The 18,438-nt window shown below is 67.0% G+C and carries 19 protein-coding genes; 6 read left to right on the top strand and 13 right to left on the bottom strand.

What is annotated here, in order from left to right:
- Positions 1–225: 225 nt before the first annotated feature.
- Together AC1DQK_RS18790 and AC1DQK_RS18785 are read right to left on the bottom strand one after the other, a co-directional pair.
- Positions 226–1,431 (bottom strand): CmpA/NrtA family ABC transporter substrate-binding protein, encoded by a 1,206-nt coding sequence (locus AC1DQK_RS18790; RefSeq protein WP_477873332.1) that lies wholly within the window; start codon positions 1,429–1,431, stop codon positions 226–228.
- Positions 1,428–2,009: an ANTAR domain-containing response regulator gene (locus AC1DQK_RS18785; protein ID WP_477873330.1), complete on the bottom strand. Its 582-nt coding sequence runs from the start codon at positions 2,007–2,009 to the stop codon at positions 1,428–1,430. The genes AC1DQK_RS18790 and AC1DQK_RS18785 overlap by 4 nt, the downstream gene beginning before the upstream one ends.
- 185 nt (positions 2,010–2,194) lie before the next feature.
- On the opposite strand from AC1DQK_RS18785, the gene AC1DQK_RS18780 reads away from it, so the two are divergent.
- Entirely contained in the window at positions 2,195–4,714 is a 2,520-nt protein-coding gene (locus tag AC1DQK_RS18780) for an esterase-like activity of phytase family protein (RefSeq protein ID WP_477873328.1), read from the top strand.
- Positions 4,715–4,733: 19 nt separating this feature from the next.
- On the opposite strand, the gene AC1DQK_RS18775 is transcribed toward AC1DQK_RS18780, so the two are convergent.
- The 8 genes from AC1DQK_RS18775 to AC1DQK_RS18740 all read right to left on the bottom strand — a co-directional run bounded on the left by AC1DQK_RS18775 (position 4,734) and on the right by AC1DQK_RS18740 (position 10,696).
- Positions 4,734–6,065 carry a PQQ-dependent sugar dehydrogenase gene (locus tag AC1DQK_RS18775; RefSeq protein WP_477873326.1) on the bottom strand — a complete coding sequence of 444 codons (1,332 nt, stop codon included), beginning with the start codon at positions 6,063–6,065 and terminating at the stop codon, positions 4,734–4,736.
- Positions 6,062–6,541 carry a DUF2231 domain-containing protein gene (locus AC1DQK_RS18770; protein WP_477873324.1) on the bottom strand — a complete coding sequence of 160 codons (480 nt, stop codon included), beginning with the start codon at positions 6,539–6,541 and terminating at the stop codon, positions 6,062–6,064. The genes AC1DQK_RS18775 and AC1DQK_RS18770 overlap by 4 nt, the downstream gene beginning before the upstream one ends.
- A 62-nt stretch (positions 6,542–6,603) precedes the next feature.
- A complete protein-coding gene (locus tag AC1DQK_RS18765) occupies positions 6,604–7,377 on the bottom strand; it encodes a DUF3618 domain-containing protein (RefSeq protein WP_477873322.1) in 774 nt (257 codons plus the stop codon).
- A complete protein-coding gene (locus AC1DQK_RS18760) occupies positions 7,374–7,769 on the bottom strand; it encodes a phage holin family protein (RefSeq protein ID WP_477873321.1) in 396 nt (131 codons plus the stop codon). The genes AC1DQK_RS18765 and AC1DQK_RS18760 overlap by 4 nt, the downstream gene beginning before the upstream one ends.
- Positions 7,756–8,391, bottom strand: coding sequence for a hypothetical protein (locus AC1DQK_RS18755; protein WP_477873319.1), 636 nt, complete (start codon positions 8,389–8,391; stop codon positions 7,756–7,758). The genes AC1DQK_RS18760 and AC1DQK_RS18755 overlap by 14 nt, the downstream gene beginning before the upstream one ends.
- A 42-nt stretch (positions 8,392–8,433) precedes the next feature.
- Positions 8,434–9,069 (bottom strand): hypothetical protein, encoded by a 636-nt coding sequence (locus tag AC1DQK_RS18750; RefSeq protein ID WP_477873317.1) that lies wholly within the window; start codon positions 9,067–9,069, stop codon positions 8,434–8,436.
- Positions 9,070–9,080: 11 nt separating this feature from the next.
- Complete coding sequence (locus tag AC1DQK_RS18745) at positions 9,081–10,259, bottom strand: zinc-dependent alcohol dehydrogenase (protein ID WP_477873315.1); 1,179 nt, start codon at positions 10,257–10,259, stop codon at positions 9,081–9,083.
- Positions 10,260–10,486: 227 nt separating this feature from the next.
- The gene (locus AC1DQK_RS18740) at positions 10,487–10,696 is read right to left on the bottom strand and encodes a hypothetical protein (protein WP_477873313.1); all 210 of its coding nucleotides are present in this window, start codon (positions 10,694–10,696) and stop codon (positions 10,487–10,489) included.
- A 128-nt stretch (positions 10,697–10,824) separates the two neighbouring features.
- On the opposite strand from AC1DQK_RS18740, the gene AC1DQK_RS18735 reads away from it, so the two are divergent.
- From AC1DQK_RS18735 to AC1DQK_RS18720, 4 genes are all read left to right on the top strand, one after another.
- A complete protein-coding gene (locus AC1DQK_RS18735; protein ID WP_477873311.1) occupies positions 10,825–11,109 on the top strand; it encodes a hypothetical protein in 285 nt (94 codons plus the stop codon).
- 107 nt (positions 11,110–11,216) lie between these two features.
- The gene (locus AC1DQK_RS18730) at positions 11,217–12,749 is read left to right on the top strand and encodes a TIR domain-containing protein (RefSeq protein WP_477873309.1); all 1,533 of its coding nucleotides are present in this window, start codon (positions 11,217–11,219) and stop codon (positions 12,747–12,749) included.
- Positions 12,750–12,751: 2 nt separating this feature from the next.
- Positions 12,752–13,231 (top strand): nucleotide synthetase, encoded by a 480-nt coding sequence (locus AC1DQK_RS18725; protein WP_477873307.1) that lies wholly within the window; start codon positions 12,752–12,754, stop codon positions 13,229–13,231.
- Between the two features lie 19 nt (positions 13,232–13,250).
- Positions 13,251–14,720, top strand: a complete 1,470-nt coding sequence (locus tag AC1DQK_RS18720; protein WP_477873305.1) for a TRAFs-binding domain-containing protein — start codon at positions 13,251–13,253, stop codon at positions 14,718–14,720.
- A 36-nt stretch (positions 14,721–14,756) separates the two neighbouring features.
- On the opposite strand, the gene AC1DQK_RS18715 is transcribed toward AC1DQK_RS18720, so the two are convergent.
- On the bottom strand, positions 14,757–15,410 hold the full coding sequence (locus AC1DQK_RS18715) for a Crp/Fnr family transcriptional regulator (protein ID WP_477873303.1): 654 nt from the start codon (positions 15,408–15,410) through the stop codon (positions 14,757–14,759).
- A 267-nt stretch (positions 15,411–15,677) separates the two neighbouring features.
- Here AC1DQK_RS18715 and AC1DQK_RS18710 point away from each other — a divergent pair, with 267 nt between their 5' ends.
- Positions 15,678–17,171, top strand: a complete 1,494-nt coding sequence (locus AC1DQK_RS18710; protein WP_477873301.1) for a malonate--CoA ligase — start codon at positions 15,678–15,680, stop codon at positions 17,169–17,171.
- A gap of 15 nt (positions 17,172–17,186) precedes the next feature.
- On the opposite strand, the gene AC1DQK_RS18705 is transcribed toward AC1DQK_RS18710, so the two are convergent.
- Together AC1DQK_RS18705 and AC1DQK_RS18700 are read right to left on the bottom strand one after the other, a co-directional pair.
- Positions 17,187–17,831, bottom strand: a complete 645-nt coding sequence (locus AC1DQK_RS18705) for a peptidylprolyl isomerase (protein WP_477873299.1) — start codon at positions 17,829–17,831, stop codon at positions 17,187–17,189.
- Between the two features lie 55 nt (positions 17,832–17,886).
- Entirely contained in the window at positions 17,887–18,399 is a 513-nt protein-coding gene (locus tag AC1DQK_RS18700; RefSeq protein WP_477873297.1) for a phosphoribosyltransferase, read from the bottom strand.
- Positions 18,400–18,438: the final 39 nt, after the last annotated feature.

Below are 18,438 nucleotides of genomic sequence, written 5' to 3'. Positions count from 1 at the left end.
CCCAAGCGCAAAAATGAAAAAAGCCGCGATCGGCCCCCCGATGAAGGGCCGACAGCGGCTTTGCTGTTTCGATAAAGGCGCCTCACCCATCGTTGGGGAGGCTGCCGGATTTTTCGCGCACATCCATTGTGCGGTGCACACATAACAAGCGATTCGCGGCTACGGCGCAAGTAGTTTTTTTGCATTCGCGAATGTCGGTGCCGCCAGCGGCGCCTGCGGTAGCGCCTAACTATCGAAGCCGGAAAGATATTCCTGAATCTTGGAAGGGTCGAAAATCCGCCCGTCGAAGAACCTGTCCGGCCCCAGGGTCAGCGTTCCGCTATTCGAACCGACCGCCAGCGGAGTCGACAAGGCGCCTTCGACCTTCATGCTGGCGCCCGGCATCGGCAATGCTGCGTCTGCGAGGGCGCGGCGGAAGATATCGGAGCGGAACACGTCTGCCGCGAGCCGCTCATTGGCTGCGCTTGCCTCCGCCAATCCCCACCGGACGAGCTGCGAGTAGATCCACAGCGCCTGGCTGCGCCACGGAAAGTTGGCAGCCTCGCGCGCGAACAGCATGAAATCGTCGATCACCACTGGCGGGCTGCCCGAACGCAGCACGAAGCGTCCGCTCAGCGCCGGAAGAAGTGTAGAGGCCGGCTGGCCGACATAGCCGGGACGCTCGAGCAGTGCGGCCAGTTCCTCGACATTGGCCGGGTCGTCGCACCAGGCGGCAGCGCCCGCCATGGCGATGAGCAGCTTGTCGGTGGTCTGGGCATTGTCTTCCATCCAGTCGGTCCGGAAGGCGAGCACCTTTTCGACGCCGCGCTGCCAGATGCGCGACCCGACAGCGACGATCTCGGCCAACCCTTCGGCGACGGCAACGCTGCTCCAGGGCTCGCCCGCGATGAAGCCGTCGATTTCGCCGCTGCGCATCGCCTCGGCCATCAGCGACGGCGGCAGCACCCGCAGGGCGAGATCGCGATCGGGATCGACTCCGGCGAAGCTCAGCCAGTAGCGCAGCATCAGCGCATGGCTGGAGTAGCGATGAACGATGCCGATCACCGGCTTGCGACGATGCAGGCCGATCGCCGCCGCGAAATCGTGCGCCGCCGCCACGGGATCGGCAATCCGCTTGGCGAGATCGGGATCGAGCGCCGCCGCGAACTCAATCGACATCGACAGCGCATTGCCGTTGACGTTGAGCTTGAACGGCGCCGACAATGCGGCAGGATGCTGGCTGAGGCCCAGCGTGACGGCGATTGCCTGCGGAGCGAGCATATGGGCCGCCTGCACCTGGCCATAGACCAGCCTGTCGCGCAGCGTTGCCCAGGAGGTCGTCTTGTGCAGCACCAGATCGATGCCCACGTCCGCGGCGAAGCCCTTCTCGCGCGCGACGACCAGCGGCGCGCTGTCGGTGAGAGGAAGGAAGGCGATCGAGATGGGGGTCATTCGCCGCCTCCGAGCAGGCTGTGCGCCGTGATCAGTGCCTCGGCGACCTCAATGATCTTGCGGCCCTGGTTCATCGCGGTCGATCGCAGCAGCGCATAGGCTTCGGGCTCCGGCAGGTTTCGGCTTTTCATCAGCAGCGTTTTGGCGCGGTCGATCGTCTTGCGGTCGGCCAGGGCGGATCGCGCCTCGTCCAGCTCCGTCTGCATCCGCGCAAAGGCGTTGAAGCGGCGGATGGCGAGGTCCAGGATCGGCTTGACCCGCTCCTTGCGCAGGCCATCGACGACATAGGCCGACACGCCGGCATCGATCGCCGCCCCGATCATCTGGTCGTCGGAGCGATCGACGAACATGGCGATCGGCCGGGCCAGCGCCCGGCTGACCGCCAGCATTTCCTCCAGCGTGTCGCGACTCGGGCTGCCCAGGTCCATCAGCACGACATCCGGCGCCATGCGCTCCAGCTTGGCTACGAAGGCGCCATGCGGCGGGACGACATGGATATCGTCATAGCCGGCATCCCGCAGCCCGTCCTCCAGGACGGTTGCGCGCAGTCCGCTGTCGTCGATGATCACAATTCGCAAGTCTGGGCTTCCATGCCGCGGAGGGCCAAGCGCCGCCTATGCGATAAGGGCGTTTTCGTTGCAATGCGGGTCTCGGCCCCGTCCGTCGCACGCAAGGGGCGACAGAACCTCGTTCCGTAACAAGGATGTCGCGTATCGGTCATGTGCCGCTGCTTATCCCATGGCGACTCAAGGGGATAAGAATCATGATCAGATCCACCGCTCGGTTCGCCCGCGCCGCTTCCGCCTGTGCCTTCGCTCTCGCCAGCCCGGTCGCGGCACAGTCGCTGACCTATACGACGCCGCATATCACCACCACCGCCGGCAGCCAGAGCGTGCAGCTGGGCGGCGTCGCCTTCGCCAATCAGGGGCTGGTCGGCGTCGGCCGGCTTGCGGCATCGACGCGCGACTTCGCGGGCGAGACGCTCGGCTCCTTCTCCGGCATGGCTCTCGACCTGAACAGCTGGCGCCGCAATGCGGATGGCAGCTACTCCGGCAGCGTGCGGACTCTTCCCGATCGCGGCCCGAACGATGTCGGGCCGTTTGTCGGTACCACCGACTATCGCAACCGCGTGCATGTCTCGGCGCTGACCCTGACGCCCTATACCGGCATTTCGGCGCTGCCGCAGTCGGTCACGTCCCAGAACCAACTGACGATCACGCCCAATGGCGGCTTCTTTCTGACGGACGCCACCGGCGCGAACTTCACCGGCAAGGATGCCGGATCCAACGTCATCACCCGCAACGGCATTCTCTACCCCAGCCCCGTCAGCGGCGAAGGCAGCGGCCACATCAGCCTTGATTCCGAAGCCATCACCTATGCACCCGATGGAAGCTTCTACGTTTCGGACGAATATGCCGCCGGGATCTACCATTTCGATGCGACCGGCAAGCAGATCGGGGCGATCCAGACCATCGCGGCACTGCTTCCCCGGGTCAACGGCATCGTCAATTTCGATGGCGCCAACGCACCTAACACCGGCCGGCGCAACAATCAGGGGCTCGAGGCGCTGTCGGTGACGCCCGACGGCAGCCGTCTGGTCACCATCCTGCAATCGGCGACGGTGCAGGATACCAATGGCGCCAATCAGGATACGCGCAACAACACCCGCATCCTGGTCTATGACATCTCGACCAGCGCCACGCCTGCCAATCCGGTCGGCCATTATGTGCTGCAGTTGCCGACCTTCACCCAGAACGGCAACGGCACCGCTGCCAACCGCACGGCCGCGCAGTCCGAGATGCTCGCGCTCAACTCGAACCAGTTTCTGGTCTTGTCGCGCGACGGCATCGGCCGCGGATCGGGCGCATCGGCAACCAATTCGCCCGTGTTCAAGAGCGTGCTGCTGGTCGACACCACCGGCGCGACCAATCTCGCCGGCACCCCGTTTGAAACGGGGACCGCCCCGATCGCCACCGGCGGCGTGCTCAATTCGACGATCAAGCCGGTGCAGCAGGTCGAACTGGTGAACATGCTCAATCCGGTCCAGCTCGGCCGATTCGGAATGAACCTGAACACGGCCCCCTCGAACGCCACGTCGCTGTCTGAAAAGTGGGAAGCGATGGGCCTGGCGCCCGTGCTCGAGGAAGCAAAGCCGCAGGATTTCTTCCTGTTCGTGGGGAATGACAACGACTTCATCACCTCGAATGGCTTCATCAACGGTCAGCCGTTCAACGCCGGTCTGACCGGCGCCGGCGGCACGGGCGACAATGACAGCGTGATCCTGGTCTATCGCCTCACGCTGCCGACCTATGTCGATCCGCAGGCGCTGAGGGCGATGACGGTCGAGACGCCGGCGGTCGCACTGGCAGCCCGCGCCGTGGCCGCAGAGCTCGGCAGCGCTGCGATCCAGCCCTCGATCGACGCGCTCGCGAACCTTCGCCGCACCAGCGATAGCGGCTTCGGTGAAGGCGTCCGGCTGTGGATGGACGGCACATGGTCGCGCATCGACACGGTGGCGCTCGGCCAATCGGATCTGCGCGCCGATACCCAGGGGCTGGCGGGCGGTTTCGATATCGGGATCGGCCCGGTGCGCCTCGGCGCCAGCGTCGCCTATCGCGACGCCGATGGCAGCTTCGGCGGCGATACCGGCATCAAGGCCAATGCCACCAGCATCGCGGTCTATGGCGGCGTCGCCTTGCCAGGCGGCTTCTATCTGGAAGCCGCTGGCAGCAAGTCCGTCCGGCTGAGCTACGACAGCATCCGCCGGCCGGGGGCCTATGGCCAGGTCGCCGAAGCTAGTAGCAGCGGCAAGGCCTATGCGGCCGGTGCGGAGATCGGCTGGAGCATCCCGGTCGGGAGGGTCGCCGCCGGTCCCTTCGCGACGGTCGACTATGTCGATGCCAGCATCGACGGCTTCAGCGAGGCCGGCGCCTCGCTGTCTAACGCGCGCTATGCGGGGCTGAACTACAAGCGCCTGCGCTATGGCGCGGGCATCGAGCTGCGCGGCACCTGGTCGGAGGCGGTCCGTCCGAACATCCGCGTGGGGTATGCGAAGGAGGACGAGCGCGGCGATCGTGCCACCACCGCCAGCCTCATCGCCGCGCAGCATGTGATGGGCACGCAGGCCATCGTCCTGCCGTCCACCGAACGCGATCGTCTCGTTGCTGGTGGCGGCATCGACGGCAGCATGGACAACTGGTCCTATCGCTTCGGTGCGGAAGGCCGGTTCGATCGCGGCGACGACGAGGCGCGGGTCAGCCTGACGATCTCGACCCGGCTGTAGCGCATCGCCTGTGACGGGCTCACCGCGCCGCGGTGACCCGCCACACGGTGTTGCCGACATCGTCCGCGATCAGCAGCGCGCCGGTGCGGTCTACCGCCACGCCGACCGGCCGGCCGAAGCTCTTGCGGCGCTCCCTGTCGAGGAAGCCGGTGACGACATCCTCGGCCATCCCTGACGGGCGGCCGTTGCGGAACGGCACGAACGCCACCTTGTAGCCCGATGGCGAATAGCGGTCCCAGCTGCCATGCTCGCCGATGAAAGCGCCGCCGCGATAATGCGGTGGCAGGGCCGTGCCCGTGTAGAAGGTCAGGCCAAGCGCGGCGACATGGCTGCCGAGGGCATAATCAGGCTTGATTGCGCGGGCGACGAGATCGGGCCGCTGCGGACGGACGCGTGGGTCGAGATGCCGGCCATAATAGCTGTAGGGCCACCCATAGAAGCCGCGCTCGCGCACCGATGTCAGGTAATCCGGAACGAGGTGGGGGCCGAGTTCGTCGCGCTCGTTCACCACCACCCACAGGGTGTTGGTGCCGGGGTAGAAATTGGGGCTGTTCGGATTGCGCAGGCCGGTCGCGAACTCACGCGCCCGGCCGCTGGCCCGATCGATTTCCCAGACGCTGGCGCGACCCTTTTCCGCCTCGATCCCGTTCTCGGTGATGTTGCTGTTTGATCCGACAGTTGCGTAGAGCCGCTGGCCGTCGGGGCTCACGGTCAGGCTCTTGGTCCAGTGATGGTTGATAGGGCCGGCGGGCAATTCGGTGAGCACCTGCCCCGGCGCCGTCATCCGCGTCTGGCCCGGCACGAACGGATAGCGGACCACCGCATCGGTGTTGGCGACATAAAGCGCATTGTCGGCCCACACCACGCCGAACGGCGAGTTGAGATTGTCGATCAGGGTGACCCGCAGCTCCGGCCTGCCGTCGGCATCGGCGTCGCGGATCAGGGTGATGCGGCTGGCGGCCTTCGGGCCGCCCGGAAAGGATGTAGCCTTGTTCTTCACCATCGCGACGATTGGATCCTTCGGACGTTTGACCGGCTCGGGCGGCGGCGACTTCGCCTGGACCGCGAGGATGTCGCCGTTCGGCAGCACATAGACCATCCTCGGGTGCTGCAGCCCCGTCGCCAGCGGCTGGATTCTGAGCCCGGCCGCCACGGCTGGGCTCTGTCCGGCCTTCCAACCCTCGCCCGGCGAGACGCTGATCGGCGGCAGCAGATATTGCCTGGGTTCCGGCAGCAGCGGATCGGGGCCGATCTGCTTGCTTTCGTCGAAGGGCGGATCACTGCACGCCGCGAGCGTCAGCGCGAGGAGGGACGCGGCGAATGCGGCTCGCCCGGCGACGCCGCGCCTCATTCGGCCACGCCGACGCGATGGCGATAGACCAGCGATCCGCCGAGCCAGCCGCTGACGCCCAGAATCGCGACGACAACGCCCGACAGGATAATGCCCTGCGGCACCACGGCCGTCCATCCGTCACGGCTGTGCACGAAGGCGTTCAGCAGCGACAGGATCATCGCCGTGATGTTGAGCAGCATATGCCATGTCGCTGGCCGTTTGGCGCGTATGCGCCGGTCCCCGAGATAGTCGATCAGGCCGGCGACAGCGGCCAGCGCTCCCATCACCAGGCCCGCGGTGATCAGCCAGATCGAAAAATACTGCCAGAAGAGGTTGGCGGAGCGCGCATACACGATGTCCGTCACCAGGGCGCCGATGAAGCAGGTGATCGGGAACGGCACCAGCATCGGGTGGATCGGATGGCCAAAGAGTCTGGCTGTCGAGCGGGGGTGCGTTCGGTCTTTGTCCGCGGGCCGGTCTCGGTCGATTGGCATGGCGTGCGCTACCTCATCGAACAGCGAAACCCCCGTGGCGGCGCGCGGTTCCGCAGCGACGTTCAGGCCAGGTCGACCGCGCCGAGTGCTTCCTGGGCCACCTCCGTGCCGCGGTCGAGCAGGCGCTGGGTGGCGTCATGTCCGGCGGAGCGGATCCGCGTCGCGGTCGAGCCGAGCACTGCCTTTTCCTGGCGGCTGATCGGAAGCAGGCCACCGGCCAGCGCGCCGAGAGCCACCGCGATCCCGCCGATGGCCAGGCCGCTCGGCATCGAGACACTGCCGCGACGCCGGCCGCCGGAGTCGTGCGACGACGAACCGAGCCCCACCTTCTCCCCGATCTTGCCGAAAGTGTCGCCGACGCGATGGCGGGCGTCATGAAAGCCGGAGGCCGCCGAGGCCATCGCCTTGCGAACCTGCCAGGCATAAGAACCGTTGCTGTCTTCGGGCGAGCGCGAGATACCGAGCATCTCGCCGCGGGCGTGATCGAGCCGGGTGCGATAGTCTGCGTCGCTTTCGCCTTCGCCACGGGTGATGCGCGCTTCGGCCTCGCGGATACGCGCCCACATCCCGCCGTCAGAGGCCTGGCCACCGTCGGCGGGCCGGTCGGTCGCCTGATCGGACCGCGCCAGCGCCATCCAACCCAGGCCGATACCGATCAGGGCGATCGGAATCGGGTTGGCTTTGGCGTCGGACAGGACGTTGCGGGCGATATTGTCGGCCAGCTTGGCGGGCGTCAGCCTGTCCTGCAACGCATCGAGGCGCTGATCCATGCGGGCACGCGTCTCGGCGAGGTTGCGCTCTATGTTTTCTGGATCTTCAGGCATATCGGCCATCATGCATGTTCCTTGATCATGCGCGCATCGCGCTCAATATTCTCGATCGTTCGTTCGGGAGTCAGCGCCTTCAGCGACAGCCTGGAGAGAGCGGCCCGGGCGATCAGTCCGCCGATCAGCAGGATCGCGGCTCCGACGATCAGCAGCGCCAGCCAGGCGGGCATCCACCGCGCCAGCACCGCGGCGACACCTTCGAGCAGCACCACCAGCCCCGCAAAAGCAAGCAGGGCGCTGCCCACCAGCGAGATCAGGCCGGCGAGCAGTACCCTGCACTTCTTGTCGAGCTCGACGCGGGCGAGCGCCAGTTCGCCGCGCACCAGATCCTGCATGTCGCTGACGAGACCGCTGGCGATTTCGGCCAGACCGGGCGACGGCGCCGCGTCAACTTGCGACATAGCGCATCTCCGGTGCCCTCGGCAGATTGCCGCCGGAGCCACCCGCCGCCGCAAGCTTCACGAGCCGGCCGAGAGCGAGCCCGGCGACCAGCGAGGCGGCGGCAAACATCGCTGGCTGCCGATCGGCGAAGCCGCGCAGCTGGTTCAATAATTCGCGGGCATCGGCGTTGCGCAGCCTACCGGCGATCGACTGGAGTTCGTCGGCGCCCCGCTGGATCGCTTCCGCAGCCCAGTCCTGCTGCCCGCGCAGCTGTTCGCCCGAGCGATGCACTGCCTGCGCCACGTCTTCCAGCCGGCTCGCGACACCGTGTTTCTGCTGATCGGCCGCCGACATCGCCTTGTCGCGCAGCTGGCCGACAAACCGGTTGACGGAGCCGCCGAGATTGGCGCGTCCGCCGCCGTTCGCGCCCGATTGCCCGCCGCCCGATTGCCGAATGGCGTCAGCGTCGGCATCGCTGCCGCTGAACTGCGAGGCCGCGCCCGCCGACTGATCGGGCTGCGGCTGGCCGGGCCGCGCGCTGCCTGCGCCGGCGTTGATGTTCTGGCTGGCATCGCTCCCATCCGAGCCGCCTGCATTCGGCGATGCTGTGCGGTTGTCGCCCATGTTCACCGGTTCATTCATCTCGACCTCCATCCTTATCGTCAGCGGTGCGATGCCGCCGCCTCACGCCGTGCCCATGGCTTCAGGTGCTGTCCGGCCCGCGCGGTCGCCCGTCCCGCCATTGCGCGAAGGGGGCATGCTGGCCGGCTCGGCGCGCATGTCGGGCGGCGTCTCGAAATCGCGGCGCGCGATCCCGCGCGAGCCTTCCACGCCCTTGGGCAGGCCGCTCCGGTCGCCATAGTCGCGCGGCTGGCCGGTGCGGCGACGGGTCGACAGCACGCCCGCAAAGGCGGCTATGTCGAGCGCGGTGACCGCCGCGACCGCGGCGGTTGCGATCATCGCGTTCCTGCGCTTCGGATTGTCGCGCCTCAGTGCGGGCGCCAGGGTGGCCAGGTCCAGCGCGTCGCCGGCGATGCGCGCCGACAGCCCGACCTGCTTGTCGAATGACAGCGTCGGGACGCCCGCTGCCATTTCGCGCGCCCCATAGGCGCGGATCAGCCCCTTCCTGCCATCGAGGCCGAGCGACCGGGCGATCTTCCCGGGCGCTATGAGCTCGGCGGCGCCCAGGCCGAAGCTGAGCCAGCCCAGCCCTTTGGCCAGTCGATCCCATCCGTCGAGCGAGCTGACGCCCGCGGCCTGGACCTTTGGGTCTCCCGGAGAACGGGCGACCTTGTGGGTGATATTTGCAAGCGTTGCCATGATGGACACCTTCAGGGCTTGAGAACGACCTTGATGCAGCTGTCCGCCTTGTCGCGGAATTTCCGGTACATTTCAGGTCCTTGCGCCAGATCGGCAGTGTGGGTGATAACGAATGAAGGGTCGATCTGCCCCTCTTCGATCCGGCGCAGCAGATCACCGGTCCAGCGCGGGACATGGGCCTGCGCCATGCGGAAGGTCAGTCCCTTGTTCATCGCCTGGCCCATCGGGACCTTGTCGATCAGGCCGGTATAGACGCCGACGATCGAGATGATGCCGGCCGGCCGGCAAGCATAGATCATCTCGCGCAGGGCGTGGGCGCGATCATTGGCCATCAAGGTCATTTGCTTGGCGCGGTCGAGCAGGGTGTCCGGCTGCGACAGGCCGACATGGCTCTCCGTGCCGATCGCGTCGATGCACTTCTGCGGGCCCTTGCCGCCGGTCAGTTCATTCAGCCGCTCGACGACGCTTTCGCTGGTGAAATCGATGGTGATCGCGCCGGCCGCCGCCGCCATCGACAGGCGCTCGGGCAGGCAGTCGATGGCCACCACATCCTGCGCGCCCAGCAGGAGCGCGCTGCGGATCGCCATCTGCCCGACCGGCCCGGCGCCCCAGATCGCCACCATGTCGTCGGGCTCGATGTCGCATTGCACCGCTGCCTGCCAGCCTGTCGGCAGGATATCGCTGAGGAACAGCAATTTCTCGTCCGGAATGCCGTCGGGCACCTTGATGTGGGTGGCGTCGGCGAAGGGCACCCGCAGATATTCGGCCTGGCTGCCGGCATAGCCGCCGGTCAGGTGGGTATAGCCGAACAGGCCCGCCGTGCTGTGGCCGAACATCTTGTCGGCGAGGCCCTTCTTGCGATTGGTGGTTTCGCAGACCGAGAAATTGCCGCGCCGGCATTGCTCGCATTCGCCGCAGACGATGGTGAAGGGGATGACGACCCGATCGCCCTTCTTCAGCGCGCTTTGGGCCTCATCGCCGACTTCGACGACCTCGCCCATCGACTCATGGCCGAGGATGTCGCCGGGCAGCATCGCGCCGGGAATGAGATTGTGAAAGAGGTGGAGGTCGGAGCCGCAGATCGCGCAACTCGACACCTTGATGATCGCATCGCGGGGATGTTCGATGCCGGGGTCGGACACCGTATCGCAGCGTATGTCTTCCTTGCCGTGCCAGACCAACGCCTTCATGCACCTTCTCCTGACCTGCCGCCCTCCCTGCACGGCATCTTGCACCGCCCCTGCGGCAGCTCCCACCAACTAGGTTAGCCGGGTCTGCAGGCGGCGCACGGTCCATCGCCACGATGCAACGGTGTGGCGGAATCCTGATCTTGGCGGAGAGAAGTTAACCTTTAAATATAAGTACTTGCAGCCGTAACGACGGCGAAGGCCGAGCGGTTCAGCCTAGTGAAACAGACTCAGTCCAGTCCATTCTCCGCGCGGCGTTTGGCGCGCAGTTTGGCAGCCACCAGCACGACCAGCAGTACGATCGCCACGGCAGCGACGGTCCGCGACGCGGTGGAGATCGCGATGACGACGCCGGCGATCATCAGCAGGCCGACCAAGACGGTGTCGGTCGCGGTGGTGGCGGTACATTTCGGGCAGCCGCACCCCAGATCATGTCGCATTGCTATCCTCCGGTCGATGGCGGCACGCTACCGGCCGACTCGTGTCGAGGCGCGTGACACCGATCACGCACGACTCCCTTCGGCGCGCTTTAGGGGGCGCTTCTCGATCCGCACGGAAGGGAGACGTCATGTCCTGTTCGATCGTTACGCTGGACAGCATTGCGCGCAGGATCGCGGCCGATGCGGGCGTTGCGTGGCGCGACCTGCCGGATCACCCCGGTTATTCGAAGGGTCGCTGGCGCGACGATGCGCGTTGGCTGGTCCTGCAATCGACGCCCGATGCCGTCTTCGTCGAGGGCGGCGAATTGTGGGACGGCCGGCGGAGCGAGGATCTGGTCGTCAACTTCTCGGCCGCGGATTTTCGCCGCGCATTGCAGAACGGCCTTTGCGAACCCGCCAGGACGAAGCGCTGACGCCGTCATGGGCACTTGCAGGGCCGCCGCGCTTTCCGCCACAAGGATGGCCGATCCTGTACCGACGCATCGCTCGTGCCGTAGGGGGCGGTCCATGGAACATGCCGATGGCCCCCGCGGGCGCGGCCGCGCGCCTCCACCACCGGCTGGAGACCTATCGGCTGCCGTCGCGGCTGGTCGGGCGCGGCACCGCGCGGGGCACGGTGCCGCGGCGGCTGTCGCCGATATTCCGGGATCGCAACGAGCTACCCGCTTCGGATAATCTGGACGAGGAGGTTCGGATCGCCCTGGCCGAATCGGCGAGCCTCGTCATCCTCTGCTCGCCAGCAGCCCGGGTTTCGCGCTGGGTCGAGGAGGAGATCGGCTATTTCCGCAGCATCCATCCCGACCGCCCAGTGCTCGCGGCGCTGATCCGCGGCACGCCCGAGGACGCCTTTCCGCGCGCGTTGATCGAAGGCGGCGCGTCGGCGCAGAAGCGCGAGCCCATCGCCGCGGACTTCCGCAAGGGCGGCGACGGCAAGCTCGCGCGGCTCAAGCTGGTCGCCGGGCTTACCGGCGTGGGGCTCGACGAGCTGGTCCAGCGGGAGGGGCAGCGGCAACTGGCGCGCGTGATGGTGATCACGCTCCTGGCCGTCGTCTCGGCGCTAATATTGGCGGCGTTGCTGATCGTCGCCATCTGGGCGCGCGACGAAGCCGAACGCCAGCGGCAGCAGGCCGAAGGATTGATAGAGTTCATGCTCACCGACCTGAGGTCACGATTACAGGGGGTCGGGCGGCTCGATATCCTCGGATCGGTCAACGAACGGGCGCTCGGCTATTATGGAGCGCAGGGCGACCTGACCCGCTTGCCGAGCGAATCGCTGGACCGGCGCGCGCGCGTCCTGCAGGCGATGGGCGAGGACGACCAGAAGCGCGGCCGGCTCGATGCCGCGCTGGCCGAGTTCCGCGAGGCGCAGCGTGCGACGGCAGCGCTGCTCGCCGACAGCCCGAACGATCCGCAGCGGGTCTTCGCCCATGCCCAGAGCGAATTCTGGGTGGGCTATACCGACTATCAGCGTGACCGCTATGCGCAGGCGCGGCCGCATTTCCAGGCCTATCTCAGGCTCGCGCAGCGGCTGCTCGAGCTTCAGCCGAACGATAGCCGGGCGCTGCGCGAGATCGGCTATGCGCAGGGCAATATCTGTTCGCTCGAACTGTCGAGCCGGGCCGATCCGCGCGTGGCGCTCGATGCCTGCGCCAGGGCGCTCGCCGCGATCGAACGGGTCGCCGAGCGGATGCCCGGCGATCCGGCAGTCCGCAGCGATCTCGCCAATCGCCACGCCTGGATGGCGGACGCGCTCCACGCGCTGGGGCGCACCCAGGATGCGCTGGCGCATCGCCGCGAACAGGCCCGGATCGTCGATGGGCTGCTCCGCTCCGATCCCCTGAACGCGAGCTATCGGCAGGATTGGATGCTGGCGCGCTACTCGATCGCCTTGCTGCTCGACGATCTTGGTGAGAAACAGGAAGCCCGCCGGCTTGCCCGCCAGGCGCGAGACGCGGTGGACCGATTGATCTTCACCGATCCCGCCAACCAGGACTGGCATATCTGGAGTCGGCGGATCGACAGCAGCTTCCCTGATTCCGGCAAGGAGAATTGACGATGTCGCAATGCCCGTTGGCCCATTTTGCGCTGGGACGAACCCCGCCGCTGCCTGAACATCCCTGTGCCAAGGTCGTCTTCACGATCGCGCTGGGAACCGACGGGCGACAAATCTCGCTGGTGATGCAGCAGGAGGGCAAGAGCGGCCAGGACTATATCGCCATCGAGGAGGACACGCTGGTCGAGATCGTGCTGCGCGGCGACCAGCTGTTCTTCTCGAAGGAATTCGACGCGATCACCATGAAGGGCGCCAATCTCGACTTCTTCTACGGCGCGATCGAATATGGCCAATATGAGCGCGACTTTGATCGCTACAAAAGCGTCCATTTCGTCGCCCGCTACAACAAGGGCGGCAAGCTCGGCACCACCCATGGCTTCAACGTCAATGTCGACCTGTTGCAACATGGCGGCAAGCATCCGCGTTGGATCGGTCTGACGATCGATCCGGATATCAAGAATCCGCCGCCCAAGCTCACCTGACCTCGAACTGGATGACGATGTGAACAGCGCCACGCTCTCGATGATAAGACGGCTCGCCCGGTCGGGTGACACCGAGCGAGCGTGGGAGCTGTTCGCCGAGGCCGGGTTCGAGGACGAAACCGCGCAGGCCGACACGCTCAGCCTCAAGGGGCGGCTGATCAAGGATCGCGCGCTCAAGGCGTCGGCAATCGAGCGGTCGCCGCTGCTGCAGGCGGCGCGGCACGCCTATCTGCGCGCGGCGACCTGCGCGCCGGCCACCTATCCGCTAATCAACGCGGCGACGATCGCCTTGCTCGATGGAGACCGTGCGCAGGCGGCCGAACTGGCTCAACGGGTGCTGGCCATGCTCGATAGCGGCAGCCACGAGGCCGAAACCTCCTACTGGCTGAACGCTACCCGCGCCGAAGCCTGCCTGCTGCTCGGCCGCGGCGACGACGCGAAGGCCGCGCTGGCGGAGGCGGTGAGGCAGGCGCCCCGGGCGTGGGAGGACCATGCTTCGACCTTGCGCCATTTCCGGCTGATCCTGGAGACGCTCGACCAGTCGGCCGACTGGCTCGACGCGCATCGCCCGCCGGCAAGCCTGCATTTCAGCGGCATCATCCAGGTCGCGCCCGACCAGCCGGGATCCGCCGAGCGGATCGCCGGTGCGGTCGACGCCATCGGGCCGGGCTTCGCCTTCGGCGCGCTGGCGGCGGGGGCTGACATCATGGCGGCGGAGATATTGCTCGAACGCAACGTCGAGCTCCACATCATGCTGCCCTCGACGATCGAGGCGTTCCGACGCGAGTCGGTGAGCCATTTCGGCGCCGAGTGGGAAGGGCGGTTCGATGCCGTGCTCGCCGCCGCCCATGCGGTCGACGCGATCGACACGCTCGACCTGGTGTCGCAGGCGGGCATCTTCGTCAGCGACGAGATGGCCATGGGCATGACGATCCGTCAGGCGCAGATGCTGGAGAGCAATGCCGCCGCGCTGCGCATCGGCGAGGGCGCGCGGGCGCAGGGTAGCCTGCTCGATGCCGCATGGGACCAGCGCGGCCTGCCGATCCGACGGGTTGCGCTCGACCGCGACGGGCAAGCGACGGCGCTGCCGCTGCCATCCTTTGCGCGAGAGGCGGTGGTGGCGCTGTCCGCGCGGCACGATCCCGGCCGGCTGGCGGAAGCCGGCGGGCAAGTCGACAGCCTGGGCGGCTTCGCGATCGCGCGCTTCGGCGACCCGGTCGCTGCGGCGCACGCCGCACTGGCCGAGGTTCGCGATGGCGTGGTGTCGATCGGCATCGCCTATGGCGCCTATGATCCCGACCACGGCGATGCCGAACTGCGCGAAACGGCGACCCGCATCGCCGGGGCAGGCCATCCCCATCGCGTTCCCGTCTCGCGCGCCGCGGCGCTGGCGCTGACGCTCGAGACGCCCGAATTGCGCTGCGAGAATTTCGGCCATATCGCGAGCGCCCATGGCGATATCGCGCTGAGCATGCTGTCGGCCGGCTGACCCTCTCCCCTCGCGATCCGAGGTGGCACAAGCGGATCAGTACATCATCTCGCGCAGCATGCGCGGCGCCATGATCGTCATGCTATGCTCGCCCCGCGCGATGACTCCACGCCTCTCGAGCGCGCTGATGGCGCGCGATGCCGTCTCGCGGGTCGTGTTGGCGTTCAGCGCGAGCGCGGTCACTTTCGGCGCCGGGGAAATCTCATTGCTGTCGCCCGCCAGTCGCAGCAGTTCGGCGTGGACCCGGCCCGGTGCGGACAAGGTGCTGCGCGCGGCCATCCGGTCGAGCGACATGTCGAGCTGCCGGCCGAGGCGGCGCGCGAGGCCGGCGGCGATCGGCGCATGCGCGTCGCACAGGGCGGTCAGGCGAACAGTGGCGATGCGCAACGCGTAGACAGCGCCATGGGCCATGACATCGGCGCGGTGGGTGGTCGGCTCCGGATAGGCGCCGAAGAATTCGCCGGGCCCGTGATAGGCAAGCTGCACGCGCTGGCCGTCCATGCCGTTCAGCTGGATATGGACCATGCCGTCGATCATCAGCCAGCAATGATCGGACGGATCGCCCTGATGCGCGATCAGGGTCTTGTGGGAGATGGCGAGCGGCACCATCGCCGTATCCAGCAACGCGGCCAGCCCCCCGTCACAGCCGAACACGGCGGCGATCGCCGTCAGTCGTTCGTCCTTGCGCACCTTGTCTATCCCTGTCCGTCCGCACCCGGTGCCTCGCGGTGAATCTACAGTCGGTCGCGGGTTAAGGAAAGAAAACAGCGACGCGGGGCACATTCTCCAACCACGGCGCGCGCGGTGGGTCCGTGAGCGCCGTCACGCCGTGCTGCTTCCCCCCATCGCGGGCAGCAGCGTGGCCGGCCAGGACGAAAGCGCCGACTCGGCGGCCAAGGCATTGGCGTGGAGGCGGCCGCATCCTAAGCTGGTTCGCCGGCTCGGGAGGCGGCAGCATTGACCAATCTCTACGCACGTCTGGCCAGCCGTTTTCCTGAGTCGAATCGCCCCTTTGCCCACCTGCCCGATGGCGGCGTCGTCAGCTATGGCGAGGTCGAGGCCCGCTCGGCCGGCTTCGCGCATGTGCTGCGCGATCATGGCGTCGGCATCGGCGACCGGGTGGCGGTGCAGGCCGAAAAGAGCATCGACATGCTGATGCTCTATCTCGGTTGCCTGCGCGCCGGGGCGGTCTTCCTGCCGCTCAACCCAGCCTACACATCAAGCGAACTCGACTATTTCATGCGCGATGCCGAGCCGGCGCTGTTCGCCTGCGATCCGGCCGCGGTCGACAGGATCGCGCCTCTGGCGGCGGCGGCGGGGGTGCCGCGCGTGGCGGCGCTTGCGGCACTCGCCGGCGGCGCGGCGCAGGCCCCGGCGCGATTCGACACTGTGGAGCGCGGCGACCAGGATCTCGCGGCGATCCTCTACACATCGGGCACCACCGGCCGCTCGAAGGGCGCGATGCTGAGCCATGACAATCTCGGTTCGAACGCGTTCATGATCCGCGATGCATGGCACTTCACCCGCGATGACGTGCTGCTCCATGCGCTGCCGATCTTCCACACCCATGGGCTGTTCGTCGCGACCAACGCGATCCTCGCGGCCGGCGCGTCGATGATCTTCCTGCCGCGCTTCGACGCCGCCGAAGTGCTGCGGCAGCTGCCGCGCGCGACGACGATGATGGGCGTGCCGACCTTCTACATCCGGCTGCTCGACGAGCCGGGCTTCACCGCCGACCTCGCCCGCCACATCCGGCTGTTCGTCTCCGGCTCGGCCCCGCTCTCGGCCGACATCCACCGCGAATTCCGCGAGCGCACCGGCCATGCCATCCTCGAACGCTATGGGATGACCGAAACCAACATGAATATATCCAACCCCTATGATGGCGACCGCATCGCCGGCACGGTCGGCCTGCCGCTGCCCGGCGTGTCGATCCGCATCGCCGATCCGCACAGCGGCAAGGCGATGCCGCAGGGGCAGGTCGGGGTGATCGAGATCGCCGGGCCGAATGTGTTCAAGGGCTATTGGCGCATGCCCGAGAAGACCGCGGCGGAGTTCCGCGACGGCTATTTCATCTCGGGCGACCTCGGCGTGGTCGATGCGCGCGGCTATGTCTCGATCGTCGGGCGGGCCAAGGACCTGATCATTTCGGGCGGCTACAACGTCTATCCGGCGGAGGTCGAAGCCGCGCTCGACGAGCTGCCCGAGGTTCATGAGTCGGCGGTGATCGGCGTCCCCCAGCGCGATCTGGGCGAGGCGGTGGTGGCGGTGGTGGTGCCGCGCGACCGCACCTTCGACGATGCCGAAGCGATCAAGGCGGGCCTCGTCGACCGGCTCGCCCGCTTCAAGCAGCCGCGCGCGATCGTCTTCGTCGACGCACTGCCGAAGAACGCGATGGGCAAGGTGCAGAAGGCCGCGCTGCGCGAGCAGCACAAGGCGCTGCTGGCATGAGCAGCGTAGTCCTGTTTACTTCGTAACGACCCGCCGCGCGCTGATGATCCTGACCGGTGCGGCGAGCATCTGGCCCTTCATCATGCCTTCGCCCAGCGTGGGCGAGCGCGGGGCGGCGAGGATGCGCTTCACGACATCCATCCCCTCGACGACATGGCCGAACGCCGCATAGCCGGCATTGTCGCCGGGCGCTGACGGATCGGCGTTCATATAATCCATCTGGCCGATGGTGATGAAGAAGTCGCCCGCCGCCGTGCCCGGCGCGTTGCGGGCCATCGAGATGGTCCCGTCGCCGTGAAGCACGCCGGTCTTGCTGGTCGGCTCGTGCGCGATGGTCGGGAACATCTTGCGCGGGTCATAATGCACGCCGCCCTGCACGAGGCCCAGCTCGGGCGCGTTCGGCACGTTCACGGCGCGGTAGAAGGTCATGTTGTCGAACCGCTTCGCGTCGACATAGCGCAGGAAATTGCTGGTCGTGATCGGCGCGCGCTCCTTCTCGAGTTCGAGCAGGATCGGTCCTTCGCTGGTCAAAAGGCTGACCTTGACGGTAGCCGGCTTGGGCGCAGGCGCGGCGGCCGGCGGCGGCGCGGCATCCTGCGCCAGAGCGGGAAGCGGCAGCGCGCAGAGCAGCGCGGCCAGGGCGAGTCGGGTGATCTTCATGCGCTGAAGCTAGCCTGTCTGCCCGCGCATTCAATATCCTGTCGAGCCGCGGTATCTACGCCAGCCGCGCCGGCACCACCGCTGCGTCCTCGATCACTTTCGCGACCGGGGAAACCTGTTCCCACGGGAATACGAACCAGTCCTTGTTGATCGAGCGGTCGATCGTGCGAAAGCGATAGTCGACGCGCTCGGCCGAGGCGACATTGTCGATCAGCATGGCGAAGCGGACATTCTCCAGATTGGCGCCCGCTTCGGCCAGTCCCGCCTTGAGGTGGGCGATGGTTCCGCCGCTGTCGTTGATGTCGTCGACGAACAGCAGCCGATCGGTGAGGCTGCGCCCCGCCAGCTTGACCAGCAGTTCGGCGGAAAAATCCGGCAGGTGCGAGCTATGGTCGATCGATAGCATCGGCAGGCCGGTCGCATGGCTGAGATAGACCGCAGGGGTGAGCCCGCCGCGGCCGACGCCGATGATGAAGTCTGGCGTCCAGCCGCTCTCCCTGATCCGCGCCGCGATATAATGGATCGCGGTGAGGAACTCCGGCTGGTCGACGGGGGTGAGGGTCGGCATGGGCGGTTCCTTGGTTTCGGTTCTTCATCTGTCATGCTG

This window comes from Rhizorhabdus sp. P4_G5 (assembly GCF_056401065.1).
Note: the sequence above shows the minus strand (reverse complement) of the source record. Positions and strands in the feature narration are given on the sequence as shown.